Here is a 23,568-nt window from a genome sequence, read left to right as displayed (position 1 = left end):
GAGACGGGGCCAGGCGGTGACGAGCAGCGGCCCGTTTCCCCAGCCGGAGCCGGCCGTCACCACCGGGAGCGAGGGACAATCCCCGAGCCCCACCCCACGGGATTCGTCCCTCTCGTGACCTACCGGGTGCCGGGGACGGCCGGCACGCTCATCGCCGGGAGGCGGCGGGGAGGAACTTGCGCTGAGGCCACGGCCAGGCCGCGGGGTTCTCGATCGCCGTCCGCAGTTCACGAGGATTGGCCGCCTCCACCAGCCGGACGCCGTCCGGTGAGGGGACCAGCGCCCACCATGCCCCGGTAGCGCGCCCGTACCAGGTGACCACTACGGGAGCGGTGCGCTCACCCATCGGCCTGCGCGGCGAGTTTGCCTTTCACCGCCACCACCACGTCGTGCAGGTGCGCGTCGTCGGCCGGAGCGATCGCACCGCCGCCGGGGAAGGCGAACCACAGTTCGCCGCCGCAGATCGCTCGCGGGTCACAGCGCACCAGCACCGGCGACCCGAACGCGGCCGGAACCGCCAGCAGCGGGTCCGACTCGGCCACCTCCACCGCGTACCCGTGCGACTTGAGCGCCTGCGCCAGTGCCCAGACCCGTAACCGCCGCGCCTCCGCCACCTCGGTTGGCTCCGCCGCCATGAACAGTCCTTCCGTCGAGTAGGGGGATGGACTGAGCAGCACGCGGCACCGCCGAGACTGAACTCTGCCGATCCGGATTGATCGGCGATGCTGTTGCACGTCCAAGGAACGGACGCTATTCATCCAGTTCAGCAACGCCAATGGCACTCTGAGCTTGACAGCTTGGGAAGTGCCACGCAGCGTCAGACCGGTAGGTGCATGAAGTCCGCGAATTCCCGCATATCAGGCGTCAGGGTTCGTCGCCGAGAAACGATCTGCCGGAAAATGTCCCGCGCATAGCGCTGGTTGGCCGTCCATTCGGGCACGTCATGGCGAACGTTCTGGAGCAGGTCGAACGCCTCCGCATGTTCCCGAAGCTGCACGCGTGCCTTGGCGACGTCGAGCAGATGCCGGCTCCGGTTGTTCGATGTGGGGCGCATGTCGCGAACCGGGATGTTCTGCGACATGGCGAGGACCTTGTCCGGCCGATCTTCCACCATGGCGTTCTCCGTCCGCTTCATGGCGACAGTGAGCGGCCCGAAGGCCCGGAGGAAGTCGCCGGGAGGCGAGTACTCACGCCCCATCGCGACGGCGGCGGTTCGTGCCAGCCGGATCGCATCCTCCGCATCACCGGGTCGGTTGTTGCGCACCGCCGCAGCCGAGAGCCGGACCAGCAGCCAGCCCCACGCGGAGAGTTCCGCCATGGTCGCGCGGGACATCCGAGGCTCCACATCGTCCGCCCACTCGGCCGCAAGCGCCCGCGTTTCGGTGAAGCGTCCCTGTCTGATCAGCAGCCAGGCGAGCGTGTTCACGGTGGCCGCGGCGTCCAGCCGATCGGACGCGTCATCGAGTGCCCGGCGCAGCGCCAGGTCAGCGGCGTCGAACTGCCGAGTCTGCGCCAGCAGCCAACCGGTGTGCTGCAGCAGGCGCGCCCGGACCTGGCGCCCTTCCGCGCCCAGCGCCTCGGCGTCCCGCAGAAGTGGCGGGAGCAGGACGGCGAGGTCCGGGTAACGGTCTGAGGAGAAGAGCGGCATCGCGGACGCCAGGGACCGTGCAACGCCTTCTACTGTGGGTTCCTCGGCCACTTCGTCTCTCGGGCGCCCATGCAGCGCCTCCCGGACGGCACTCCACTGCTCTGTATCGACGCCCGTCACCTCGTCGGATGCGGAGCCCCCGATCAACTCGGACGTCGGGATCTTGAGAGCGGCAGCGAACTTGCGCAGGGTCTCCAGCCGGGTGTCCTGCCGTTCGCCTTGTTCGAGCTTGCGGATCAGGGACAGGGAGACTCCGGCAAGATCCGAGAGTTCCCGCCGGGTGATCCCGCGCCGCTTACGCCACTCCTGTAAGCGTCGCCCAACGCTCCGAGTGCTCATGTTTCCAGGCTATGCACCGCGACCTCGTACGAGCAGGGCATCAATGAGATTAGCGGAGCACCGCCAGACGCGACCCAATCTGTTAGCAGTAAGGTACGACTCGATTAGGGACATAGCCGACCTATCTCGGATCCCTCTGGGGGCCGAATTGGAGGAGTACGCATGACCCAGTGGCGCAAATCGAAGCGCAGCGGCGGGGGCGCGCAGTCCAATTGTGTGGAGGTGGCGAGCCTCTCCGGTCACATCGGCATGCGCGACAGCAAGGACCCGGACGGCCCCCGCATCACGCTCCCGGCCGAGCAATTCCGCCGGCTGGCCGCCGCCATCAAGCACGGAGCCCATGACGTGGCCTAGCAAGGCCGCCCTCCGGCAGGCATGAAGAGCCTCCGTCCGCCAGTCGCGGACGGAGGCTCTCCCGTCTTCACTCACTCCGTGCGCCGGACCGGTTCGAGGAGATCGGGGTGGAAGGTCGCCCGCCCCTTGCCTGCGCGTCCGTCCCCTTGACGGGGAGAAGGCCGCCGTCATGCTTGAGGTGGCCACCGATGACCGCCGGGGTACGCAAGTTCGACCCTTGTCCGAAGGACACGCCTTGCCACGTATTGCCATATCCGGTCACCGAGGATTGCCGAGTGAGACAGAGCGGCTCGTAGACCAGGCCATACGCGGGCTGCTCGCCTCCACCGAGGGGGAGATCACAGGGTTGTCCTGCCTGGCGGACGGCGCCGACCAGGTGTTCGCCCGCGCCGTCCTGGACCATGGCGGGGCCGTCGAGGTCATCGTTCCCGCGCGGCAGTACAGGGACGGGCTTCCCGAAGCGGTGCGTGCGGAGTACGACCGCATCGCCTCCAAGGCGAGGGATGTCCATCGGCTTGACTTCACGAAGTCCGAGTCCAGGGCCTACATGGCGGCCAGCGTCTACATGCTCGACCGCGCGGACGAACTGTGGGCCGTGTGGGACGGGAAGCCCGCGCGCGGCTACGGGGGCACCGCCGATGTCGTCGCCTGCGCCCGGGAACGCCGCATCCCCGTCCGCGTGATCTGGCCGGACGGCGCGCAGCGCGGCTGAACCCGGGGGCGCGGCTCTCATCGCGGCCCTGATCGTCCGCCGTCGGTAGACTCGGGGTGCGGATGGTTCGTCCGTGCCCGGACGGGTGCGGACGTCGTAAGAGGGAACCCGGTGCGAGTCCGGGACTGCCCCGCAGCGGTGAGCGGGAACGACCGCCGTCATCACGCACTGGGCCGTACGGCCTGGGAAGCGACGGCCAGTAGGACGCCTTTCGAGGCGGCGCCCGCGAGTCCGAAGACCTGCCTCCGCCCGCGCGCCGGCCGGCGCGCGGTGGTCCGCGGTCTCGTGGGACGGCCTGCGACACGGCTTCGTCATGCCGTGCGCCCTCCCGCGGGTCCGCCCGTGGCACAGCGAGGGAAGCCGCCATGCACACGACGATCCTCGGATATCCCCGTATCGGGGCGCACCGGGAGTTGAAGTTCGCCACCGAGGACTACTGGGCGGGACGCGTCGACGCCGACGCCCTCACCGAGACCGGCGCCGACCTGCGCGCCGAGGTCTGGACGGGCCTGCGCGACGCCGGGCTCGACGCGATCCCGTCGAACACGTTCTCGTTCTACGACCAGATGCTCGACATGAGCGTGCTGCTCGACGCCGTCCCCGACCGGTACCGGCACCTGATGGGGTTCGACCGGTACTTCGCGATGGCGCGCGGGGTCCAGGACGTCCCGCCGCTTGAGATGACCAAATGGTTCGACACCAACTACCACTACATCGTCCCCGAGCTGGGGCCGGACACCCGGTTCCGGCTGGCGTACGGGGCGGCGGCCAAACCGCTCGCCGAGTACCGGGAGGCGAAGGCGCTCGGCATCGACACGCGTCCCGTGCTCGTGGGGCCGCTCACGTATCTGCTGCTGGCCAAGCCGGCGGTGGAGGGGTTCCGTCCGCTCGACCTGCTGGACGGCCTGGTCGACGTCTACGCCGAGGTGCTGGAGCGCCTGGCCGGGTCGGGCGCGCAGTGGGTGCAGTTGGACGAGCCGGTCCTCGCCGCCGACCGGAGCGAGGAGGAGATCGACGCGCTGGCCCGCGCCTACGCGCGCCTCGGGCAGCTCACCAGCAGGCCGCACCTGATGGTCGCCACCTACTTCGGCACGGTCGGTGCGGACGCGTTGCGGGTTCTGGCCCGCAGCCGGGTCGAGGCCGTCGGCCTGGACTTCGTCGCCGGGCCCGGCAACGTCGACGTACTCGCGTCCGTGGGCGGGCTGCCGCGCAAGACGCTCGTGGCGGGCGTGGTCGATGGGCGCAACGTATGGCGCACCGACTCGGGCAGGGCGCTGTCCACCTGCGCCTCCGTGCTGGGTCTCGTCGATCAGCTCGTGGTGGGCACGTCCTGCTCGCTGATGCACGTCCCGATCGACCTGGACGCCGAGACGGCCCTCGACCCGGGCGTCCGGGGGCGGCTCGCGTTCGCCCGGCAGAAGGTCGCCGAGGTCGTCGCGCTCGGACGGGCGCTGCGCGAGGACGTTCCCGTCCCGCAAAGCGCGCCCCTCCCCGAGGCGGGCACGGACCGGGCGGTCCGCGAACGGCTCGGAAGCATCGGCGACACGCGCCGCGGCGACCGCGCCGTCCGGTTCGCCGCGCAGCGGGAGGCGCTCGGCCTGCCGGACCTGGCGACGACCACGATCGGCTCGTTCCCGCAGACCCCCGAGATCCGCGGGGTCCGCGCCGACCGCCGGGCCGGGCGCATCACCGGCGACGCGTACGTCAGGGCCATGAAGGACGAGATCGCCCGCGTGATCGCGCTCCAGGAGGAACTCGGCCTGGACGTCCTCGTCCACGGCGAGCCGGAACGCAACGACATGGTGCAGTACTTCGCCGAGCAGCTCGACGGGTACGCGGCGACCGAGCACGGGTGGGTGCAGTCGTACGGGTCGCGGTACGTCCGCCCGCCGATCCTGCACAGCGACGTCGCGCGGCCCCGTCCGATGACGGTGGAGTGGGCCACGTACGCGCAGTCGCTGACGAGCAGGCCGGTCAAGGGGATGCTGACCGGGCCGGTGACGATGCTGGCCTGGTCGTTCGTCCGGGACGACCAGCCGCTCGCCGAGACCGCCCGGCAGGTCGCCCTCGCCCTCCGCGACGAGATCGCCGACCTGGAGGCCGCCGGGATCCGCGTCATCCAGGTGGACGAGCCGGCGCTGCGCGAGCTGCTGCCGCTCCGGGAGGCCGACCGGCCCGCCTACCTCGACTGGGCGATCGGCGCGTTCCGGCTGGCCACCTCCGGGGTCGGGGACGCCACGCAGATCCACACCCACATGTGCTACTCGGAGTTCGGCGAGATCATCGGCGCGATCGGGGCGCTGGACGCGGACGTGACCAGCGTGGAGGCGGCCCGCTCGCACATGGAGCTCGTCGGTGACCTGCGCGCCGCCGGCTACGGGAACGGCATCGGCCCCGGCGTGTACGACATCCACTCGCCGCGCGTGCCCGCCGCCGAGGAGATCGAGGAGAATCTGCGCCGCGCGCTGCGGGCCGTCGAACCGGGCCGGCTGTGGGTCAACCCCGACTGCGGGCTGAAGACCCGCGCCTACCCCGAGACCGAGGCGTCGCTGCGGAACATGGTCGCGGCCGCCCGCCGCGTCCGCGCGGACCTGGCCGGCTGACCCCCGCCGCCGCATGGCCCGCCCCCACCCGGGCCATGCGGCGGCCGTTCACCGGTTAGTCGTTCATGCACTCGTGCAGCCGGACCAGTTCCTCGCAGACCTCGGTGATGTCGGCGATCGGGAGCCGTCCGGTCTCGCCGGTGCGGGCGTGCCAGCGGAACGTCGCCGCCTCGCACCAGACGGTCAGGTCGCCGTTTCCGGACAGGACGCGGACGCCGAGTTCGTCCCGCGGGCTGAGATGCTCGACGCCGCGCTGGACGAGCAGCGCGTGCAGGTCCTTCGTCGCGTGCGGCTCGTCCCGCCTCCAGGCGTGCCGCCGGCGGCGCGCGGAACGCGGGAGCGGCAGGGCGATCCAGGTCGCCTTGCCGCGGACGGCCGGTGTCCGGAGCCGGGACCGGGACGGGTGGTGCCCCCACCGCCCCCGGGTCAGCAGGTCGATGATCTCCAGGCCGCGGCCGTGTTCGAGCATGGGCCGGCCGGCGTCCTCCTGGGGGCGCCATCCCCTGAGCGTGTCGAACGCCTTGACGACCAGTTCGTCCCGGCCGCTCCCGTCGGTGCGCTGGTAGACCCAGAGTTCGGCACCGGACGCGCCCTCCCGCGACGTGGCGTGTTGCAGGACGTTGGTGGCCAGCTCGCTGACCATGAGGGTGATGTCGTCGACGTCCTGGATGGAGAGCCCCAGTGCCGGGAGCAGTTCCGTGACGTGGGCACGCGCTACCCGCGCGATGGATTCGTCCGCGGGCAGGGGCAGGGCCGCGCAGCCGCCGTTCTCCAGCCTCCAGGGAATCCCGCGCATCGTTGCGGCCTTCGTCATGGCGCCCACCCTCGGGGGTTAGAGAACATTCACGATTCGGGCGATCGCGACATGACGCTCATGCTTCGCGACTCGCTATGTGTGAATCACAGGTCATAGCTTCGCACATTTCTGCCCGTAGGACGCCTCAGGCGGCAAAGAACATGCGAGCACAGTTGAGATGTTCACCGATACACCCGAAAACGTCCAAAGTACGTTCTACTCGGGTAGAAGAAGCATGTACCGACGGTCACCGGACCGGCCGGCGCCGGTCGCTGTAGCGTGGACGGCGCCTGAGAGAGGGCCGCACACACGAAGATCCCCCAGGGGTGCAGCCCTGGGGGATCGTGTGCGGCCCGGTCAGCGGTCGTACCGGCCCGCCTTCACGTCCGCGAGGAACGCGGCGAAGGCGGACCGGGCGACGACATGCGCCCCGGCCTCGGGTGTCCTGCTGTCGCGCAGCCCGGTGGCCGTTTCGAGGTCGGCGACCTCGACGCACCCCCCGTTGCTGCTCGCGCTCGCGGTGGCCTTGAACCACTGTGCCTGAGAGAGGTCCATATCCGCTTACTCCAGCGTCGCGATGATTTTCTCCAGATGTTCCGCGGTGTCGGCGGGGCTCAGCGCCGCCTGACGGATCTGTTCGAAGATCTCCTCATATGCCTCCACTTTGCCGGGGGTGTCGATCTCCTGAATGTCGGCATCGTTCTCCAGGAAGACCATGGTCGGCTCCCCGCCGGGGAACCGGAAGATGTTGACCAGCGTCGACATGCCCGGATGCAGGCCGTCCGACATGCGCAGCAGCCGCAGCTCGACCTTCGGGCGCGCGGCCATCGTCAGCAGGTGGCGGAACTGGGCGCGGCGGTCTCCCGGGTCGCCCCACTCGTACCGCAGGGCCGCCTCGGTGATCACCGCGATCAGCTCCGGCGCCGTCCCGTCGTCGCGGTCGAGGATCTGCTGGCGGCGCAGCCTGGCCCGCAGCGCCTGCTCCCGCCACTCGGGCGACCTCGATCCGGACGTCAGCAGTGCCTGCATGTACGGCAGGGTCTGCAGAAGACCGGGCAGCACCAGCGGCATGACCACCCGGATGCTCGACGCGTCCCCCTCGTAACCGGGGAACTCGTTGGAGTACACCTCCGGGTAGTCGCGCCACCAGGCCCGCTGCCGGGCGCGTGTCGCCAGCTCCTCCAGTTCGGCGAGATCGCTGCCCTCGTAGATGCGCGCCAGGTCGCGGATGTCGCTGAGCTCGGGGCGAACCCAGTTGTTGGCCTCGAACCGGCCGACCTTGCCCCTTCCCCAGTTCAGCCGGTCGCAGACCTGGTTGGCCGTGTATCCCGCCTCGACGCGCAGATCTCTCAGGCGGCGCGCCAGCCCCCGCTTGGCGATCGTGGCGCCGTATGCCTCGTTCACCGGCGCCACCTCCCTTGACATGCGGCCGGCATCAGCATACGCCTTCCGAATTTGTGAATCACAGATCTAACCGGATCAGGAATGGGTCCCATGGTGCGACCTCACGAGGCGGCGCGATCGAACTCGCCCTTCTTCACGCCGTCCAGGAAGCAGGCCCACTCGTGCTCGTCGAACACCGAGATGAGGTCGCCGGACGTGCGCAGCAGCGTCCATTGGCCCACGAAGGCGACCTCGACGGCGCCCTCGCCGCTCGCCGAGCGCTGCCAGTCCAGGGCATCCGGGTCGATGCCCAGTTCGCTCACCGTCGGCTTCTTCATGCTGTCTTCCTCGCCACAGCGCAGTACACCCACCGCGATCCATCACTATCAGCGGCGATAGGGTCCTCGGCACCCCATTCGCCGGCGTAGGTCACCTTGGGGGCCGCCTCGTCGTGGGGCGGGACGATCTCCAGGCCGTCGAAGAACCGCTCGACCTGCGCGCGGGTCCGCGGGTTGGCGCTCGCGGTGGACTTGGCGTACACGGCCTTGATCGTGCCGATCGCCCGCTCGGGCTGCCGGTCGCTGGTTCCGGCGGACAGCGCCAGGTAGCTTCCGGGCGCCAGCCGGCTCATGTACCGCCGGACGAGGCCGTACGGGTCGTCCTCGTCCGGTACGAAGTGGACCAGCGCCACCAGCAGCAGCCCGACCGGCTTCGTGAAGTCGATCATCTCCCGGGTGACCTCGTGGTCGAACAGGCCGTCCGGGTCGCGGAAGTCGGCCGTGATGAACGCCGTCCCGGTCGAGCCCGCCAGCAGTTTGTTCGCGTGGACCCGGACCATCGGGTCGTTGTCGGCGTACAGGACCCGCGCGTCGGGCGCGACCGCCTGCGCCGCGTCGTGCGTGTTGTTCATCGTGGGCAGTCCCGCGCCGAGGTCGATGAACTGCCGGATACCGTGCTCGGCCAGCCAGCGCACCGAGCGCTGCAGGAACCCGCGGTTCGCCCATGCCACGTCGTCGACCTCGGGGACGTGGGCACGAATCTTGTCCGCGGCCTGGCGGTCGACCTCGTAATTGTCGGTGCCGCCGAGGTAGTAGTCGTACATTCGAGCCGGACTGGGGACGGTGATGTCCACCCCGGGTGGACCCTGCTCGATCTTGCGCACAGTTTCGCCTCCATTGCCGCAACTTGTGATGCACGGATTATGAAGCAACCCCCATGTTCGTGTCGCCCATGTCAATGTCCGGTCAGTTACTGGTCATGGCCGGGCGCGCGTGGTGGACTGGACGGGTGACAGATCCCATGACCGTGGCCATCGCCACCGCCATGGCGGGAAAAGCCGTCGAGGTCGCCGGGGAGCCGGTCCGGGCGGCCGTCGCGGAGATCTCCCGGCGGGTCCGGGAGCGGTTCCGCGGGCGTCCGGCGGATGAGGCGGCCCTGGCGCGGGCCGGCGAGGAACCCGAAGTTCTCGAAGGGGCGGTACGGCGGCTGCTGGACGAGGACCCCGCATTCCGCGCCCAACTCGAAACGATCTGGCAGCAGGGCCACGTGAACGCGTCGGGGGACGGTGTGGTCAATGTCTTCAATGGGAGAGCTGAGAAGGTCGTCCAGCTTAGGGACGTTCAGGGCGATATCAACATCGGGTAGGGCGGGATTCGAGGTCATTCCCCCGGGCATTACCGGGACGAAAAGGGGGAATGACCATGAAGACCGCGCCGGAACTCGCGCTACGCCAGCTCACCATGCAGTTCATCGGCAACGCCACGGCGCTGCTGCGCTGCGGGCCGTTCACGCTGCTGACCGACCCGAACTTCCTGCACCGCGGGCAGCGCGCCTATCTCGGGCACGGGCTGACGACCAAGCGGCTGACCGAGCCCGCGCTGCGGATCGACGAACTGCCGCGCCTGGACGCCGTCGTCCTGTCCCACCTGCACGGCGACCACTGGGACCGGGTCGCCCGCGCGAAGCTCGACCGCGGCCTGCCGATCGTCACCACGCCGCACGCGGCGCGCCGGCTGCAGGGCTGGCACCGCTTCCGGCACGCGATCGGGCTGCGCACCTGGGAGTCGCACACCCTGATCAAGGACGGGACGCTGCTGCGCATCACCTCGATGCCGGGACGGCACGCCCCGGGCCCGGCCCGGCTGCTCCTGCCCCCGGTGATGGGCAGCCTGCTGGAGTTCAGCCCGGCCTCCGGTGACGTCCAGTTCCGGATCTACATCACCGGCGACACGCTGATGTTCGACGGAATCCACCAGATCGCCCGCCGTGCACGGGACATCGATCTGGCCGTCCTGCACTTGGGCGGTACCAAGCTGCCCGGTGGGCTCCTCGTCACGATGGACGCCACCCAGGGCGCTGACCTCGTGGAGGCGATCCACCCAGGGCGCGCTGTGCCGATCCACTACAACGACTACAGCGTCTTCACATCGTCCGTGGAAGACTTCCGCCACGAACTGGAGCGTCGGGGCCTGGGCGAGCACGCGACCTACATCTCCCCAGGGCAGATCCACACGTTCACCCAAGCCTGACCGCTACCGGCCCGCCCGGGTACGCCCCGCCCGTTTTTGCATGGCGCGGATCATGCGCAACGGGAAGAGGCCGACGAGCGGGGCCCGCCGCCCCAGGTCGTCGGTGTCCTTCTTGTCGAAGACGCGGGCGTAGCGCCGCGCCTCGGACGCGGTGGAGTACTCCTTCGAGCCCGCGGCCCCGCATTCGCGGGCGCACCACCAGCGCATCGTCGTGCCCTCCGCGGCGAAGCGGAAGTCGTGGCCGAAGATCTGGCAGGTCAGCATGGGTCAGGGTTCCATGGTCGAGGCGGTGGCCCTGGGCGGCCCGTACTGGTTGCGCGCGAGCGGCTGCGCCCGTCCCTCGTGGACGGCCTCGCGCAGCGCGGCACGGAACCGGCCCGGCCCCCAGTAGCGGGCGCCCACCAGCTCGGCGAGCCGGGTGCGGCTCGTCGGCCCGTGCTCGATGAGCGCCTGCGCGATCGTGTTGACCTCGCGGTCCAGGGCGATTTCCGCGTCGGGCGCCCAGTCGCCCAGGGCGCCGAGCATGGCCGGCGCGTAGAACCTCTCCCCGGGGCCGGGGCGGAACCTGTGCAGCCCGGCGCGGCGCTCCCGCTGGCGGCGCAGGATGCGGGTGCGGATGCGCTCGTCGCGTTCCCGGGCGGCCCGCTCGCGTTCCGCCGCCGCCGCGCGTTCGCGTTCCGCCTGCTCGGCCGTGCCCGCCCGCGCCGCGAGCGTCTCGGCGGCGGAGCGGTGCTGCGCGGCCTCCATCCGGTCGGCGGCCGACTCGGCGGACAGCCGGTGGACGTCGGCCTCGCGCTCGTGCTGCGCGGCGGCCTCCTCGTCGCGCTCGGCGCGGGCCGCGTGGGCGAGCGCCAGTTCGGTGTGCATCCGCTCCCACGCGTCGTAGGTGTTGGCCTGCTCCTCGGCGATCTCCGCCTCGATCCCCTCCAGATGTTCGGCGCGGCCTCGGGTCTGCGCGGCCATCGCCCGCTGCTCGCGGGCGCGGGCCCGCTCCACCGCGGCCTCCGCCAGGGCCGCGTGGGCCTCGGCGTCCTCGGGGTGCTCGGCGGCCAGCGCCTCCGCCCGCTCGCGCAGCGCGCGGGCCCGCTCGTCCGCCGCCCTGGCGCGTTCGCGGGCACCGGCGCGCTCGGGCTCGTTCCCGGCCTCCTCGGCGTGGGCGCGCTCGTCGTGCGCGGTCGCCTCCTCCGTGAGACGCTCGGCGTCCCATTCGGCGATCTGCGCGAGGGCCTCCTCGACCCGCAGCCGGTCGAGGGCGCCGAGATCCCCCTCGTCGGCGCGCGGTTTCAGCTCGTGGACGGCGGCGCGGTGCTCGGCCGCCCGCGCCCGCTCCTCCTCGGCGTGCCGGCGCGCCTCCAGCGCGGCGCGACGTCCCGGCCGTCCTTCCGCCTCGGCCCCCGCCGCCGGCGCCGCCTCCTCCTCGACGGCGTGGGCGGTGAGCGGTTTGGCGATGGCCTCCAGCGAGGACCGCTCGGCGCGGACGCCAAAGAGCAGCTCGGCGATGCCGCCCACCGCCATGATCCCGGCGCCGACGAAGAACCCGATCGCGACCTTGCCGGTGACACCGCTTTCGATCATCTTCCCGAAGATGAGCGGGCCGGAGATGCCGCCGACGGCCGTCCCGATCGCGTAGAAGAACGCGATCGCCAGCGCCCGCGTCTCCATGGGGAAGATCTCGCTGACCGTCAGGTAGGCGGCGCTGGCCCCGGCCGAGGCGAAGAAGAACGTCACGGCGGTCAGCGTGATGAACGTCCAGCTCGTCAGCCCCTCGGACGCCAGGAAGACGCCGAGCAGGACGGTCAGCGCGGCCGAGATGAAGTACGTCCCCGAGATCATCGGCTTGCGGCCCACGGTGTCGAACATGCGCCCGAGCAGGAGCGGGCCGAGGAAGTTGCCGAGCGCGAACAGGACGATGTAGTACGGCACCGCCCCGGACGCCACGTCGAAGTACTTGCTCAGGATGGTGCCGAGGTCGAACGTCACCGCGTTGTACAGGAACGCCTGCCCGACGAACAGCGCGAACCCGAGCAGCGCCCGCCTCGGATAGTGCCTGACCGCGACCTGGGCGATCTCCCGGAACGGGATGGCCTTGCGCTGCCGGACGGTGATGCTCTGGCCCGGTTCCTCCAGTTCCTGGTCGGTCTCCCGGCGGACCTCGGCCTCGATGCCGTCGACGATCCGCTCGGCCTCCTCCTCGCGTCCGTGGATGAACAGCCAGCGCGGGCTCTCCGGGACGTGCCGCCGGACGATCATGATCGCCAGGCCGAGCACGCCGCCCAGCCCGAACGCCAGCCGCCAGCCGAGGTCCTGCGCGAAGAACGAGGTGTTCAGCAGGAGCAGCGCGGCGAGCGCGCCTCCCGCGGACCCCACCCAGTAGCTGCCGTTGATCGCGAGGTCGACGCGGCCGCGGTTGCGGGCCGGGATCAGCTCGTCGATCGCCGAGTTGATCGCCGCGTACTCACCGCCGATGCCCATCCCGGTGACGAACCGGCAGATGAAGAAGTACCAGGGGGCGAACGCGAACGCGGTCGCGACCGTGGCGACGACGTAGACGACCAGCGTCAGGATGAACAGTCTCTTACGGCCGAACCGGTCGGTGAGCTGGCCGAAGAACAGCGCGCCGAGGCACGCGCCCGCGACGTAGATCGCCGCCGCCGTCCCGATGTCGCTCGGGGACATGTGCACGCCGCTGCCGGGCTCGGTCAGCCGCGCGGCGACGGACCCGACGATGGTGACCTCAAGGCCGTCGAGAATCCAGACCGTCCCGAGGCCGACGATGATCATCCAGTGGAATCGCGCCCATGGAAGCCGGTCCATGCGCGCCGGGATCCGGGTGGTGATCGTCCCTACGCGCGTATCGGTGGTCATCGGGGGCAGCCCTCCCATGAAACCTGCGGCCGTCAACGGACGGATCAGCGATGAGTGCTACCCCTCAGTCGGATCTCACACCTCCCTACACCGTCGAGAATGCGGTCCCGTGCGGCATTTGCATCACCACATACCCCCTGGGGTATAGTGGCGGAAGTCCGTAAGGTACCCCAATGGGTATAAGGAGCGAACAGGATGCAGAACGGAAGGGTTCATGTCGAGGTCGTGGAGACCTCCTCTCTCGGCGACCGCAGCTACCTCGCCCATGACGGACGGGTCGCGCTGGTGGTCGACCCGCAGCGCGACATCGACCGCTTCCTGGCACTGGCCGGACGGCTGGGCGTCCGCATCACGCACGTCGCGGAGACCCACATGCACAACGACTACGTCTCCGGCGGGCTGGCGCTGGCCAAGGCGACCGGCGCGTCCTACCTGGTGTCCGCCGCGGACGAGGTCGGCTTCGAACGGGTCGGTGTGACCGACGGCGACGAACTCGCCCTGTCCGAGGCGATGCGCCTCCGGGTCGTCGCCACCCCGGGGCACACGTTCCACCACCTGTCGTACGTCCTGTCCGGGCCGGACGGCCCCGAGGGGGTGTTCACCGGCGGGTCCCTGCTGTTCGGCACGACCGGACGGCCCGACCTGCTCGGCGCCGAACACGCCCACACGCTGGCCCGCCACCAGCACGCCTCGGCGCGGCGCCTGGCCGACCTGCTGCCCGACGGCGCGCGGATCTGGCCCACGCACGGGTTCGGCAGCTTCTGCTCGGCGAGCCAGTCCGACGCCGCCGCCTCGACCATGGGCAACGAGAAGCAGACCAATCCGGCCCTCCGCCTGGAAGCCGATGACTTCGTCACGCAGACTCTCGCCGGGCTGGACGCCTGGCCCGCGTACTACGCGCACATGGGCGTCCGCAACGCCTCCGGGCCCGAACTGGCCGACCTCACCCCGGCACGGACCGCCGACCCCGAGGAACTGCAGGAACGCCTCGCCGCCGGGGAATGGGTGGTGGACCTCCGTTCCCGTAAGGCTTTCGCCCAGCGGCACCTGGCCGGGACGCTGAGCTTCGGCTTGGACGGTCCAATGTCGACCTGGCTCGGCTGGATGATCGAGTGGGGCACCCCCATCACCCTGCTGGGCGAGAGCCCCGAGCAGGTCGCCGAGGCGCAGCGCGAGCTGGTGCGCATCGGCATCGAGCGTCCGGCGGCGGGCGCGTCCGGCACCCCGGAGGAGTGGGCCGGCGGCGACGCCTCCAGACTGGCCGGGATGGCCGTCGCCGCGTTCACCGACCTCGCCGCCGCCCGCGCCGGACGTCCCACGCGGGACCTGCCCGCGGCGGACATCGTGCTGGACGTCCGCATGGGCGACGAGTGGCGCGCGGGCCACATCGACGGCGCCGTCCACATCCCGCTGCCCGATCTCCGGCACCGCATGGACGAACTGCCCGAGGGGGCCGTCTGGGTGCACTGCGGTTCCGGCTACCGGGCCGCCGCGGCGACCGCCCTGCTCCAGCGGGCCGGACGCCGGGTCGTGCACATCGACGACGACTTCCCCGAAGCCGGAGCCGCCGGCCTGACCATCACCGACAACTGACCCACCGAAAGGAAACTACGTGTCGAACCCCGCCATTCTCGATAGCGCCGCCCTGCGCCAGCTCATGGACTCCTCTGACGCACCCCGCGTGATCGACGTGCGCACCCCCGGCGAGTTCGAGACCTCCCACATCCCCGGCTCCTACAACGTGCCGCTGGACCTGCTCCGCGAGCACCGCGCCGAGCTCCGGGGCCACCTGGACGAGCAGGTCGTACTGATCTGCCGCTCCGGGCAGCGGTCCGACCTGGCCGCGCAGGCGCTGGCGGAGGCCGGGCTGCCCAACCTGCGCGTCCTGCAGGGCGGGATCACCGCCTGGCAGTCCGCGGGCGGGCCGATCGCCCACGGCCAGCCCCGCTGGGAGCTGGAACGCCAGGTCCGCCTGATCGCCGGGTCGATCGTGCTCGCCTCGGTGCTCGCCAGCACGGTCGTGCCGGGCGCCGAATGGGTCGCGGCGGCGATCGGCGGCGGGCTGACCTTCGCCGCGCTCAGCAACACCTGCGCCATGGGCATGGTTCTGTCGAAGCTCCCCTACAACCGCGGGCCGCGGACGGAGATCCGCACCGTGGTGAACGCCCTCGCCGCCGACCGCGCGTGAGCGTGCGCGACGCGGAAACGGCCCGCTGACCGCGCCCGCCTTCGGCCCGTGCTCGTCTTCGGCGCGGGTCGGCTTCGGCGCGGTCAGCATCCGGCCCCCGCACAGCGAAAGGGCGCCCGCCTCGGCGGGCGCCCTTCCGGGTCGGGTCACTTGTCGGGTCACTTGAGGAACGGGAGCCGCTTGACCAGCGGGAGGCCGGCCCACCAGCGGCCCAGGCCCAGGGTGTCGCCGGCGCTGACCAGCGCCAGTCCGACGATCAGCAGCGCGTAGATGAGGTGGTCGTCCATGAAGACGTTGTTCTCCGGAGGAAGAACCGCCGACCACATCAGCACCAGCAGCGCCGCGCCGCCGACGGCGGCGATCCGCATCCCGATGCCCAGGATCAGCGCGGCGCCGATCCCGGCCAGCCCGATCATGAACAGCCAGTCCGCCCACGCGGCGCCGGCCAGGTCGTTGTAGAACCCCGCGAACGGGCCCTTGGGGGCGTGCGCCAGGAACCCCTCGGTGGGGCTGCCGCCGTCGATCCAGCCCTTGGCGGCCGGGGTCTCGTGTCCCAGCCCGAACAGCTTGTCCACGAACGCCCAGGCGAACACCCAGCCCAGCGCCAGCCGCGCCGCGGCCCACACGTAACGGGCGGCGGGCGACTCGGTCAGCGGCTTGGGGGTGACCACGCGGATCAGGGTGCTGCGTCCCACGTGCGTCTTGTGCTCGGAGACTGTCATCGCCTCTCACCTTCCATCACTTCGCTGCTTTCGCTCACCCCCTACTCAACCCCCGCCACGCCCCGCGCCCTAGGTCCGTTCGGACCACGATCAGCGGGTACAAGGTCCCCAAGCCAGACGCCCTGTGCGCCTTCCAGTCCCTACGCGGAGGGGACCTCCGTCCCTATCCCCGGGGCTTTTCACCGGCTGCCGCAGGTTCGGGGGCCGGGAACCGTCCGACCCGGCTGGTACAGCTTGCGGGATGAGCGTTGACGTTTTCCTGAAGGCCGTGCGCGGGCTGCCAGAGGTGACCGAGGCCGACTCGTTCGGCGGCATGACCGGCTTCCGAGTGCACGGCAAGGGGTTCTGCTACCTCAACGAGGCCGACGGCATCATCCTGCTCAAGGCCACCCGCGAGGAACAGGAGGCCCTCGTCGCCGAGGCCCCGGAGGTCTTCTCCCCGTCCTGGTCCAGCGGACGCTTCGCCTGGCTGGAGATCGACCTCGGCAAGGTCGATCCCGAAGAACTGGGCGAGCTGGTCACCGAAGGCTGGCGGCTCTCAGCACCGAAACGCCTCGCGGACACGCTCCCGGCCCCGTCCGCCCCGTAGATCGTCCGGGCACCCGGCCGAGCCGCGCGGTATGCGCCTCTCGCGCGGTTTTTCGGAGTTATGGGATTGCTGTGGACCGTCGAAAAGATGGTCGTAGATACCGTCAAGGGGGGTCGTATCACAAGTAATCCCATAAATCAGCTTCCGTAGTGATTCCTCGGTGAGCGGGTGCGGGCCGCGGGACGGCGGCTCCGCGTGGGGGGAGGAGCCGAGATGAGCGAAGCTCCAGCGCAGGGGCGGGCTCGCGGTCGTTCACCGGCCCCGATCGCCAAGGCGAAGGTGTGCGTCCCCGGCGGACACCCCTGGGTCATCACCCGGCCCCACCTGATGGCGCGGCTCGAAAAGGGGACGCGGGGGCCGCTCACGGTCGTGACGGGTCCCCCCGGTGCGGGCAAGTCGGTCGTGACGGCGTCCTGGGCGGCCACCGGCCACCGGCCGGGCCCGGTCGCCTGGGTCTCGCTCGACGAGCCGGACCACCGCCCGGACGTGTTCTGGGATCTCGTCGTCGCGGCCCTGGAGCAGGCCGGGGTCGCCGATCTGCCCCGCCGCACCGGGCACGGGCACGACATGTTCTGCGCGCGGCTCGCCTTCACCCTGTCGGCCCGCGCGACACCCGTGGTGCTGGTGCTGGACGACTTCCACCCGCCGGTCGGCTCCGCGCTGGCCCACGAGGTGGCCCGCGTCCTGAAGGGGGCCGGCCCGGTGCTGCGGCTCGTCCTGACGTCCCGCAGCGATCCGCCGCTGCCCCTGCACCGGTACCGGCTGATGGGCGAGCTGGTCGAGATCCGGAGCGGTGACCTGGCGTTCGACGACCGGGAGGTGCGCGAACTGCTCGCCCACCACGGGGTGTCGGTGACACCGGCGTCCGTCAGCGCGCTGCGCCGGCGGACGGAGGGATGGGCGGCGGGTCTCCGGCTCGCGGCGATGACCATGGAGGGCCACCCGGACCCGGACGGCTTCGCCGCGCGGTTCGCCGGGGACGACCGCGCCATCGTCGAATACCTGGTGGCGGAGGTGCTGGACGCGCAGCCCCCCGAGGTCCGCCGCCTGCTGCTCGTGCTGAGCGTGGCGGAGCGCTTCGACGCGGAACTGGCGGCCGAACTGGCCGGACCGGACGCCGGTGAGCTCTTCGCCGACCTCGTCCGCCGGAACGCCTTCGTCCTGCCGCTGGGGCACGGCTGGTACCGCTACCACGCGGTGTTCGGCGCGGCGCTGAACCTGATCCTGCGCCACGAGCATCCGGCGGCCTCGACGCCGCTGCACCGGCGTGCCGCGGCGTGGTTCGGCCGCGCCGGGCTGCCGGACGAGGCCGTCCGGCAGGCGGTGCTGGCCGGGGACTGGTCCTACGCGTCCTGGCTGGTCATCGACGGGCTGGCGATCGGGCGCCTGCTGGGCCTGGCGGACGGGCGTCCCCTCGCCGCGCTGCTCGGCGACATCCCGGACCATGCCGTGTCCGGCACGGCCGAGCCCGAGCCGTCGCTCGTCGCCGCGGCGGTGTCGCTGGCGCGGGGAGACGACCGTGCCTGCGCCGAGCACCTCGACCGGGCGGAAGACCTCCTGGCGGGCCTTCCGGACGCGCACGCACTTCCCGGACGGCTGGCGGCCGGGCTGATCAGGCTGGCCGCGATCCGGCCGGTGCGGCATGAGCACCTGCGCGACCTGGTCCGGGACCTGGACCGGCTGCTGGCCGCCGTTTCCGGCCCCGAGTCGCCGGAACTGCGGGCGCTGGTCCGCTACGCGCACGGGCTCCTGGAGTTGCGGGCCGGGCGGCCCGGCCATGCCGCGAGGGCGTTCCGGGACGCCCTGCCCGCCACGGAGGCCGGCGGCGATCTCCAGCGCCGCCGCTGCCTGGGCTCGCTGGCGCTGGCGGAGGCACTGCAGGGCAGATTCCGGTGGGCGGCCGACCTGGCGGCGAAAGCCGGGCGGCTGCCGGAGGTCTCCACCCTCCCGGCCGGGCGGAGAGTCGCGACCGTCCACCTGGCGTGCGCCTGGGTCGCGTTGGAGGACGCCCGTTTGGACGAGGCCCAGGTGGAGCTTGCCAAGGTCCGCGTGGCCAACGAGCAGGTCCCGGACGATTTCCTCGCCGTCCTGCACGATCTCCTGACGGCTCGCCTGGACATCGCCACCGGCCGTCCCGAAAGGGCGCTGACCGTGCTGGACGGCACCGACGAGAACGCCGCGGAACTGCCGTGGCTGCGGCGCCGGATGCGGCTGGCCGAGGCCGAGGCGCACATGGCGGACGGCGCACCGGCCGCCGCGATCGGACCGGCCCGGGACGCGGGCGGCGCCGAGGGGGCGGTCGCGCTCGCACGCGTGCACCTCGACCGGCAGGATCCGGCCGCGGCGTCCACGGCGATCCGTCCCGTGCTGACCGAATCCTCCGCGCCCGCCCCGGTCAGGCTGGACGCCTGGCTGCTCGATGCGTGCCTGGCCTACCGGACGGGGGACCACTCCCGGGGCCGCCGTTCGCTGGAACGCGCGCTCCGGCTGGGCGAACGCGAGGGGATCAGGCTGCCGTTCGCCAGGGCGCGCGGCTGGCTGCTCCCCGTCCTGGAGCGCGATCCCGAACTGCTGCGTCCGCACCGGCGGCTCATCGCCCCCCTCGTCCCGGCGGGCACCCGCACCCCGGCCGCGCCCGAAGCCCCCGCCGTCGTCGACCGGCTGAGCGCGCGGGAACGCGAGGTGCTGACCCTGCTCGCCAAGATGCTGACGACGGAGGAGATCGCCGCCGAGATGTACATCTCGGTCAACACCGTGAAGACGCATCTGAAGAGCATCTACCGCAAGCTCGCGGTGACGCGCCGGGGCGAGGCGGTCCGCCGCGCGCACCGGCTCCACCTGCTGTGATCCTCAGAGCCGGCGGACCTCAAGCAGCTCGAATCCCAGCGCCTGGACGCGTTCCAAGATCCCGTACAGGGCCGCCTGGTCCAGGTCCCGCCCCCGCAGCACCGTCTCGACCGGCGTGACCGTGATGCTGAGATCCTCGAACGCGAGCCGGAACGAATCACCGAGGCGGCCACTGATCCGGATCTCGTAGTCACTGAGTGCCTGCCGTGTGTCGTTCCCCGGTTCCGGCACGTCCCCTCCCCCTTCCGGCCGGCGCGGCCACGACCGGCTCGCCGCCCCGCCCGGAACGGCCGTCGCAGGGCTTCGTCCATGACCGAACGACACCGATTTCCGCACCCGCCCGGCATCCTCCGCCACGGGTGATTTGCGCGCCGGACCAGCAGGTCATCATGGTGGGACACGCTCGGGCAGCGCAGGCGGCGCGGCCGGGCGGCCCGGTGCCATCGGGCCGCACGAGCGGGCCCCGGACACTCCGGCAGGTGATGGGAATGGCCGCCGAATCCAGGATTTCAGACTCCACCCTCTGGGGAAATGTCGCCGTGGGTTTCCTCGTCCTCGTCGGCCTCCTCGTCCTCGCCCGGCTCATGGCGCTCACCGTCACCGGATCCCGGAAATGGGCACCTCTGGAGCGCAGGCAGGCGTGGCTCATGCGAAACGGCCGCCTGCTCATCGTCCTTGTGACGGCGGCCTGGACGATCCGCCTCGTGCTCGGCGGCGAGAAAGAGATCATTCGCTGGACCGCACTGGTCATGGTCGCCGTGGCGGGCCTGGTGGTGTTCGTCAACATTCTGATATGGCGGAAGGACGACTGGGCGGGCGGCGCCGGAATCCCGTCCATTCCGCTGGCGCTGGTCGTGGCGGGGGCAACGGCGGGGCTCGCCCTCACCCCGTTCGGCGGCTATCTGGCCACCGCCGCCCTGACCGCCGCGGGAGTGGCCGCCCTCGGTCTCGCGCTCGGCATCCAGCTCCGGATGCGGCTGACGGTCCGCAAGGCCGACGGCGGCGAGGACCCGGCAGGCGCCGCCTACGTCGTAGCCCGAATATCGACAATGGGGGCCGACAGGCCGCGAGGGCTCAAAGCACCGGAGGGAACCGACGTCCTCGCCCTCCCCGAAGAAGCCGTCAACGCCCTTCCGAAAGAGGGGCAACTGGCGGCGGGGGTGCTCAAGCTCATGATCGGCCTGTTCTCCCTCGCCCCCTGGCGCGCGAACATCGTGTTCGTCGACGACACCACGGTGACCGTGGACCTGCGGCGCAACGCGCAACAGGTGACGTCCACCCTCATCTTCCACTCGGAACTCGGAGTGGCCGGGCTCGACGCCGAGGCAGGCCCGCCCGGTGGCGATGTGACCTGCCACGACCTCCTGACCGCGGCGGCCGCCTTCCTCCTGCTCGAACTGAGCAAGCGGCATCCGGCCTTGAAGGAGGGGTTGTGCGGAACCGAGCGGTGGCGCAGCCTCGCCGGCCAGGTCCTCGCGGGCACGGCACCATGGCAGGGCCGGCCGGAGGCCGAGGAGCAGCTCTTCGCGACGGCGGTGGAGCAAGACCCCGGAAACCACGCGGCCTGGCTGGGCTATCTCCACAGCCGCGCCGGTACCGCCGTCGGAACGCCGGAGACCGAGAAACGCTACGTCACCCGCCTCAGCGCGCTGTACGAACGCCTCCGCACAAAGTTCCATGAGAACGGATATCAAGCCCTGTGCATGCGCTCCGCGTACACCCTCGCCTCCGCGCACATAGATTACGGCACCCTGCTTTCCGAATCGGGACAGAACGGCAAGCCCGAGTTCGCCGCGGCCGCCAGGGTGTGCCGCAATCTGTGCGGATGGATCGCCAAGGCCAAGGAGAATCCGGACGAAGGATTGAGGATCTTCGCCAAGATAATGGACACGAACACGCAGATCCTGGCTTCGGCGGCCAACGGGAAGCCCTCATATCATCTCGACGCCGGGAAGGCTTACACGCCTTCCAACTACTACCTGCAGGCGCGCGTGGATGCGCAGAACGACCCCGATGCCGCGCTGGAGCAGCTGGATCTCGCGCTCGGCCTGCCGGAGTATCGAATCCAAGCCCGGACCGACCCGTCCTTGCGGCCGCTATGGAAGGACGCCCGGTACGGCGCGAAATTCGACGCGCTGCTGGAAAGGCCGATGCTGACCGACATCGAAGCCTTCAGGCCCTACCAACGCAACCTGCGAGAGGCCGGCATCCACTACCCCGAAGAGCTGGTCGAACGCGATGGGAAAGGTCTGGCGGACTCCCTCAAAATCTCAGCGGCCACCGTGGCATGGATGCGCGGGATCTGCCGGCTGGCGTGCTGCTGCCCCCACCCGGAGAACGCCATTTCCTGGACCGATCTCCTCACCCGGGAAGGGGTGGACACCCCCGATGCCCTGACCCTCATCGACGGCGAACGGAAGCAGCGGCTGATCGAGCGGCTCCAGCGGCTGGCCTGGACCGTGGCAGCACCCCCGATCACCGATGAGGACCTCAAGGACTGGATAGCCCGGATCGCCGAATACAGGAGATCACACCGGCACCCGTAGACCCGGACGCGCGGCCGGTGTCAGGACGCCGGGGTGCGCGCCAGCGGGCGACGGATCTTCCGGGCGGCACGTCCCGCGACCTCGCCGACGGGCACGCCCTCCGGCGGAACGCGAACCTCGATGCGGCCGTCCCGGACGCGCGCCTCGTAGTAGGGCTGCGGCGTGCTGGCCGGGCCGCGCACGATGCCGCCGTCGGCGAACCGGAACGTGCTGCCGTGCCACGGACAGGTGACACAGCCGCTCTCGAACGTCCCCTCGCCCAGCGGGCCGCCCATGTGACTGCAGGTGGCGGCCAGCGCGTAGACCTTCCCGTCCATCCGCTGGAGCAGGATCCGCACGCCGTCGGCGTCCGCCGTGCGGTGCTCGCCGTCGGCCAGTTCGGCCTCCGCCAGCACCGGCGTCCACTCTTCCGGCCCCTGCTGCCACGCGGTCCGGTTGACGTTGACGCCCTTGACGAAGGTCAGGTGCCCGCCCAGGTAGGCGCTGAGCATCATGATCCCGAACCCGGCGAACCCCAGCGCCTTGCCCCTGCGGCGGTCGCCCCGCGCTCGCGCGATGAGCGACGTCACGTACAGGGTCAGCGCCGTCGAGTTGGCCGCGGCGTGGGTCAGCCCCACCCGCCGCTCCGGCCCGATCGTGTCGGCCCAGTCGTTCGCCCCGGTGAGGGCGGTGGGCACGGCGGCGATCACACCGGCCCTCACCAGCAGGTCGGCCGCCTGCTCGACCTTGGCCTTCCCCGTGGCGTCCAGCAGCGCGGCCATGGTCCACGCGCCGATCGGCACATCGGTGAGCATCGGATGCAGCGGATGCCCCAGATTGGTCCCGCTGAGCAGATTCCGGACGATCCGCGGCCGGACCACCCGCCTGACCGCCGAACTGACCGGCTTGGCGACCTTGTCCAGCGCCTCCGCCCGCTCCAGCCGGCGCACCGCCCTGTGCGGCATGCTCATAACGCCTCCCCCAAGGCACGACATCACTAGTCCGCTCCCTATCCCACCCGCACCCCCCAAAACCCCGCCCGCTGGCCTCTACCGCTTCGACCTGCTACTTCCAGACCAACGGCGACTGCGTGCATGTCTCCGGCAGCGCGTCCGAGGCGTCCGGCCACGGCTGGTGGACCAACATCGACTGCCCTCACCTCGACCGCCGTCGTCACCGTGCAGTTGCAGGAGCACGACGGCAACTGGCGGAGCAAGGGAACGGTGGGCAGGAAGACGGTGTACTCGGGCGGCGGTTCGGCCAACCGTGCCGTCGGCCGGGCCGACAGCGCCGATAAGCTGCTGACCCCGGTCCGCACCATCGCATGCCTGCGGAACTGACCGGGACGGCCGACCAGCGAGGAACGTGACCATCGACTCGCACAGCACCTTGTACGCGGCACTGCACGGCGAACCGACCCCGCACCCGTGGCGCGGCGCGGCACCGGACTCGGACGCCTACGGCCTCTT

General features: G+C 70.9%; 24 protein-coding genes and 1 riboswitch. Of the genes, 11 read left to right on the top strand and 13 right to left on the bottom strand.

Features of this window, described 5'->3' with window-relative positions; genetic code table 11:
* Nucleotides 1–148: 148 nt before the first annotated feature.
* The 3 genes from ACQP1N_RS01715 to ACQP1N_RS01705 form a co-directional block, all read right to left on the bottom strand.
* Nucleotides 149–346, bottom strand: coding sequence for a hypothetical protein (locus ACQP1N_RS01715; protein WP_131732254.1), 198 nt, complete (start codon nucleotides 344–346; stop codon nucleotides 149–151).
* Nucleotides 339–635 (bottom strand): hypothetical protein, encoded by a 297-nt coding sequence (locus tag ACQP1N_RS01710; protein ID WP_433228702.1) that lies wholly within the window; start codon nucleotides 633–635, stop codon nucleotides 339–341. The genes ACQP1N_RS01715 and ACQP1N_RS01710 overlap by 8 nt, the downstream gene beginning before the upstream one ends.
* A gap of 182 nt (nucleotides 636–817) precedes the next feature.
* A complete protein-coding gene (locus ACQP1N_RS01705; RefSeq protein WP_433228701.1) occupies nucleotides 818–1,987 on the bottom strand; it encodes a helix-turn-helix domain-containing protein in 1,170 nt (389 codons plus the stop codon).
* 162 nt (nucleotides 1,988–2,149) lie between these two features.
* Here ACQP1N_RS01705 and ACQP1N_RS01700 point away from each other — a divergent pair, with 162 nt between their 5' ends.
* From ACQP1N_RS01700 to metE, 3 genes are all read left to right on the top strand, one after another.
* The gene (locus tag ACQP1N_RS01700) at nucleotides 2,150–2,341 is read left to right on the top strand and encodes a DUF397 domain-containing protein (RefSeq protein WP_433228700.1); all 192 of its coding nucleotides are present in this window, start codon (nucleotides 2,150–2,152) and stop codon (nucleotides 2,339–2,341) included.
* A gap of 268 nt (nucleotides 2,342–2,609) precedes the next feature.
* Nucleotides 2,610–3,053: a hypothetical protein gene (locus tag ACQP1N_RS01695; protein ID WP_433228699.1), complete on the top strand. Its 444-nt coding sequence runs from the start codon at nucleotides 2,610–2,612 to the stop codon at nucleotides 3,051–3,053.
* Nucleotides 3,054–3,098: 45 nt separating this feature from the next.
* Nucleotides 3,099–3,314: riboswitch (cobalamin riboswitch) on the top strand.
* Between the two features lie 104 nt (nucleotides 3,315–3,418).
* On the top strand, nucleotides 3,419–5,656 hold the full coding sequence (gene metE, locus ACQP1N_RS01690) for a 5-methyltetrahydropteroyltriglutamate--homocysteine S-methyltransferase (RefSeq protein WP_433228698.1): 2,238 nt from the start codon (nucleotides 3,419–3,421) through the stop codon (nucleotides 5,654–5,656).
* 55 nt (nucleotides 5,657–5,711) lie between these two features.
* On the opposite strand, the gene ACQP1N_RS01685 is transcribed toward metE, so the two are convergent.
* From ACQP1N_RS01685 to ACQP1N_RS01665, 5 genes are all read right to left on the bottom strand, one after another.
* Entirely contained in the window at nucleotides 5,712–6,470 is a 759-nt protein-coding gene (locus ACQP1N_RS01685) for an ATP-binding protein (protein WP_131732255.1), read from the bottom strand.
* A 339-nt stretch (nucleotides 6,471–6,809) separates the two neighbouring features.
* Nucleotides 6,810–7,007 carry a DUF397 domain-containing protein gene (locus ACQP1N_RS01680; RefSeq protein ID WP_067798425.1) on the bottom strand — a complete coding sequence of 66 codons (198 nt, stop codon included), beginning with the start codon at nucleotides 7,005–7,007 and terminating at the stop codon, nucleotides 6,810–6,812.
* A 6-nt stretch (nucleotides 7,008–7,013) separates the two neighbouring features.
* Nucleotides 7,014–7,856 (bottom strand): helix-turn-helix domain-containing protein, encoded by an 843-nt coding sequence (locus ACQP1N_RS01675; RefSeq protein WP_165488288.1) that lies wholly within the window; start codon nucleotides 7,854–7,856, stop codon nucleotides 7,014–7,016.
* 101 nt (nucleotides 7,857–7,957) lie between these two features.
* The gene (locus ACQP1N_RS01670) at nucleotides 7,958–8,173 is read right to left on the bottom strand and encodes a DUF397 domain-containing protein (RefSeq protein ID WP_433228696.1); all 216 of its coding nucleotides are present in this window, start codon (nucleotides 8,171–8,173) and stop codon (nucleotides 7,958–7,960) included.
* Nucleotides 8,170–8,997 carry an SAM-dependent methyltransferase gene (locus ACQP1N_RS01665; RefSeq protein WP_084262913.1) on the bottom strand — a complete coding sequence of 276 codons (828 nt, stop codon included), beginning with the start codon at nucleotides 8,995–8,997 and terminating at the stop codon, nucleotides 8,170–8,172. Before ACQP1N_RS01665 ends, ACQP1N_RS01670 begins: the two co-directional genes overlap by 4 nt.
* A gap of 137 nt (nucleotides 8,998–9,134) precedes the next feature.
* On the opposite strand from ACQP1N_RS01665, the gene ACQP1N_RS01660 reads away from it, so the two are divergent.
* Together ACQP1N_RS01660 and ACQP1N_RS01655 are read left to right on the top strand one after the other, a co-directional pair.
* Nucleotides 9,135–9,479 carry a hypothetical protein gene (locus tag ACQP1N_RS01660; protein ID WP_131732256.1) on the top strand — a complete coding sequence of 115 codons (345 nt, stop codon included), beginning with the start codon at nucleotides 9,135–9,137 and terminating at the stop codon, nucleotides 9,477–9,479.
* A gap of 50 nt (nucleotides 9,480–9,529) precedes the next feature.
* The gene (locus ACQP1N_RS01655) at nucleotides 9,530–10,363 is read left to right on the top strand and encodes an MBL fold metallo-hydrolase (RefSeq protein WP_433228695.1); all 834 of its coding nucleotides are present in this window, start codon (nucleotides 9,530–9,532) and stop codon (nucleotides 10,361–10,363) included.
* A gap of 3 nt (nucleotides 10,364–10,366) precedes the next feature.
* Here ACQP1N_RS01655 and ACQP1N_RS01650 read toward each other — a convergent pair whose 3' ends face one another.
* Together ACQP1N_RS01650 and ACQP1N_RS01645 are read right to left on the bottom strand one after the other, a co-directional pair.
* Complete coding sequence (locus ACQP1N_RS01650; protein WP_433228693.1) at nucleotides 10,367–10,627, bottom strand: hypothetical protein; 261 nt, start codon at nucleotides 10,625–10,627, stop codon at nucleotides 10,367–10,369.
* 3 nt (nucleotides 10,628–10,630) lie between these two features.
* Nucleotides 10,631–13,228 carry an MFS transporter gene (locus ACQP1N_RS01645; protein WP_433228692.1) on the bottom strand — a complete coding sequence of 866 codons (2,598 nt, stop codon included), beginning with the start codon at nucleotides 13,226–13,228 and terminating at the stop codon, nucleotides 10,631–10,633.
* Nucleotides 13,229–13,423: 195 nt separating this feature from the next.
* Between ACQP1N_RS01645 and ACQP1N_RS01640 the strand changes: the two genes are divergently transcribed.
* On the top strand, nucleotides 13,424–14,821 hold the full coding sequence (locus ACQP1N_RS01640) for an MBL fold metallo-hydrolase (RefSeq protein WP_067798442.1): 1,398 nt from the start codon (nucleotides 13,424–13,426) through the stop codon (nucleotides 14,819–14,821).
* A 19-nt stretch (nucleotides 14,822–14,840) separates the two neighbouring features.
* On the top strand, nucleotides 14,841–15,416 hold the full coding sequence (locus ACQP1N_RS01635; protein ID WP_433228690.1) for a rhodanese-like domain-containing protein: 576 nt from the start codon (nucleotides 14,841–14,843) through the stop codon (nucleotides 15,414–15,416).
* 158 nt (nucleotides 15,417–15,574) lie between these two features.
* On the opposite strand, the gene ACQP1N_RS01630 is transcribed toward ACQP1N_RS01635, so the two are convergent.
* Nucleotides 15,575–16,138 carry a DoxX family membrane protein gene (locus ACQP1N_RS01630; RefSeq protein WP_067798448.1) on the bottom strand — a complete coding sequence of 188 codons (564 nt, stop codon included), beginning with the start codon at nucleotides 16,136–16,138 and terminating at the stop codon, nucleotides 15,575–15,577.
* Nucleotides 16,139–16,379: 241 nt separating this feature from the next.
* Here ACQP1N_RS01630 and ACQP1N_RS01625 point away from each other — a divergent pair, with 241 nt between their 5' ends.
* Nucleotides 16,380–16,727, top strand: a complete 348-nt coding sequence (locus tag ACQP1N_RS01625) for an MmcQ/YjbR family DNA-binding protein (protein WP_067798452.1) — start codon at nucleotides 16,380–16,382, stop codon at nucleotides 16,725–16,727.
* Nucleotides 16,728–16,940: 213 nt separating this feature from the next.
* Nucleotides 16,941–19,574, top strand: coding sequence for a LuxR C-terminal-related transcriptional regulator (locus tag ACQP1N_RS01620; protein ID WP_433228688.1), 2,634 nt, complete (start codon nucleotides 16,941–16,943; stop codon nucleotides 19,572–19,574).
* Between the two features lie 3 nt (nucleotides 19,575–19,577).
* Here the strand turns inward: ACQP1N_RS01620 and ACQP1N_RS01615 are convergent, their stop codons facing one another.
* Entirely contained in the window at nucleotides 19,578–19,805 is a 228-nt protein-coding gene (locus ACQP1N_RS01615) for a hypothetical protein (protein WP_067798458.1), read from the bottom strand.
* Nucleotides 19,806–20,062: 257 nt separating this feature from the next.
* On the opposite strand from ACQP1N_RS01615, the gene ACQP1N_RS01610 reads away from it, so the two are divergent.
* Nucleotides 20,063–22,120, top strand: a complete 2,058-nt coding sequence (locus tag ACQP1N_RS01610) for a hypothetical protein (RefSeq protein WP_433228687.1) — start codon at nucleotides 20,063–20,065, stop codon at nucleotides 22,118–22,120.
* A 20-nt stretch (nucleotides 22,121–22,140) separates the two neighbouring features.
* Here the strand turns inward: ACQP1N_RS01610 and ACQP1N_RS01605 are convergent, their stop codons facing one another.
* Complete coding sequence (locus tag ACQP1N_RS01605; protein WP_433228685.1) at nucleotides 22,141–23,070, bottom strand: Rieske 2Fe-2S domain-containing protein; 930 nt, start codon at nucleotides 23,068–23,070, stop codon at nucleotides 22,141–22,143.
* Between the two features lie 207 nt (nucleotides 23,071–23,277).
* On the opposite strand from ACQP1N_RS01605, the gene ACQP1N_RS01600 reads away from it, so the two are divergent.
* A complete protein-coding gene (locus ACQP1N_RS01600) occupies nucleotides 23,278–23,439 on the top strand; it encodes a hypothetical protein (protein WP_433228683.1) in 162 nt (53 codons plus the stop codon).
* The last annotated feature ends 129 nt before the right edge of the window (nucleotides 23,440–23,568 follow it).

It is taken from the genome of Actinomadura formosensis, assembly GCF_050948385.1.
In the GTDB taxonomy this organism is placed as follows: domain Bacteria; phylum Actinomycetota; class Actinomycetes; order Streptosporangiales; family Streptosporangiaceae; genus Spirillospora; species Spirillospora formosensis.
The sequence above is the reverse complement of the archived record's forward strand: the minus strand, read 5'-3'. Positions and strand labels throughout refer to the sequence as shown.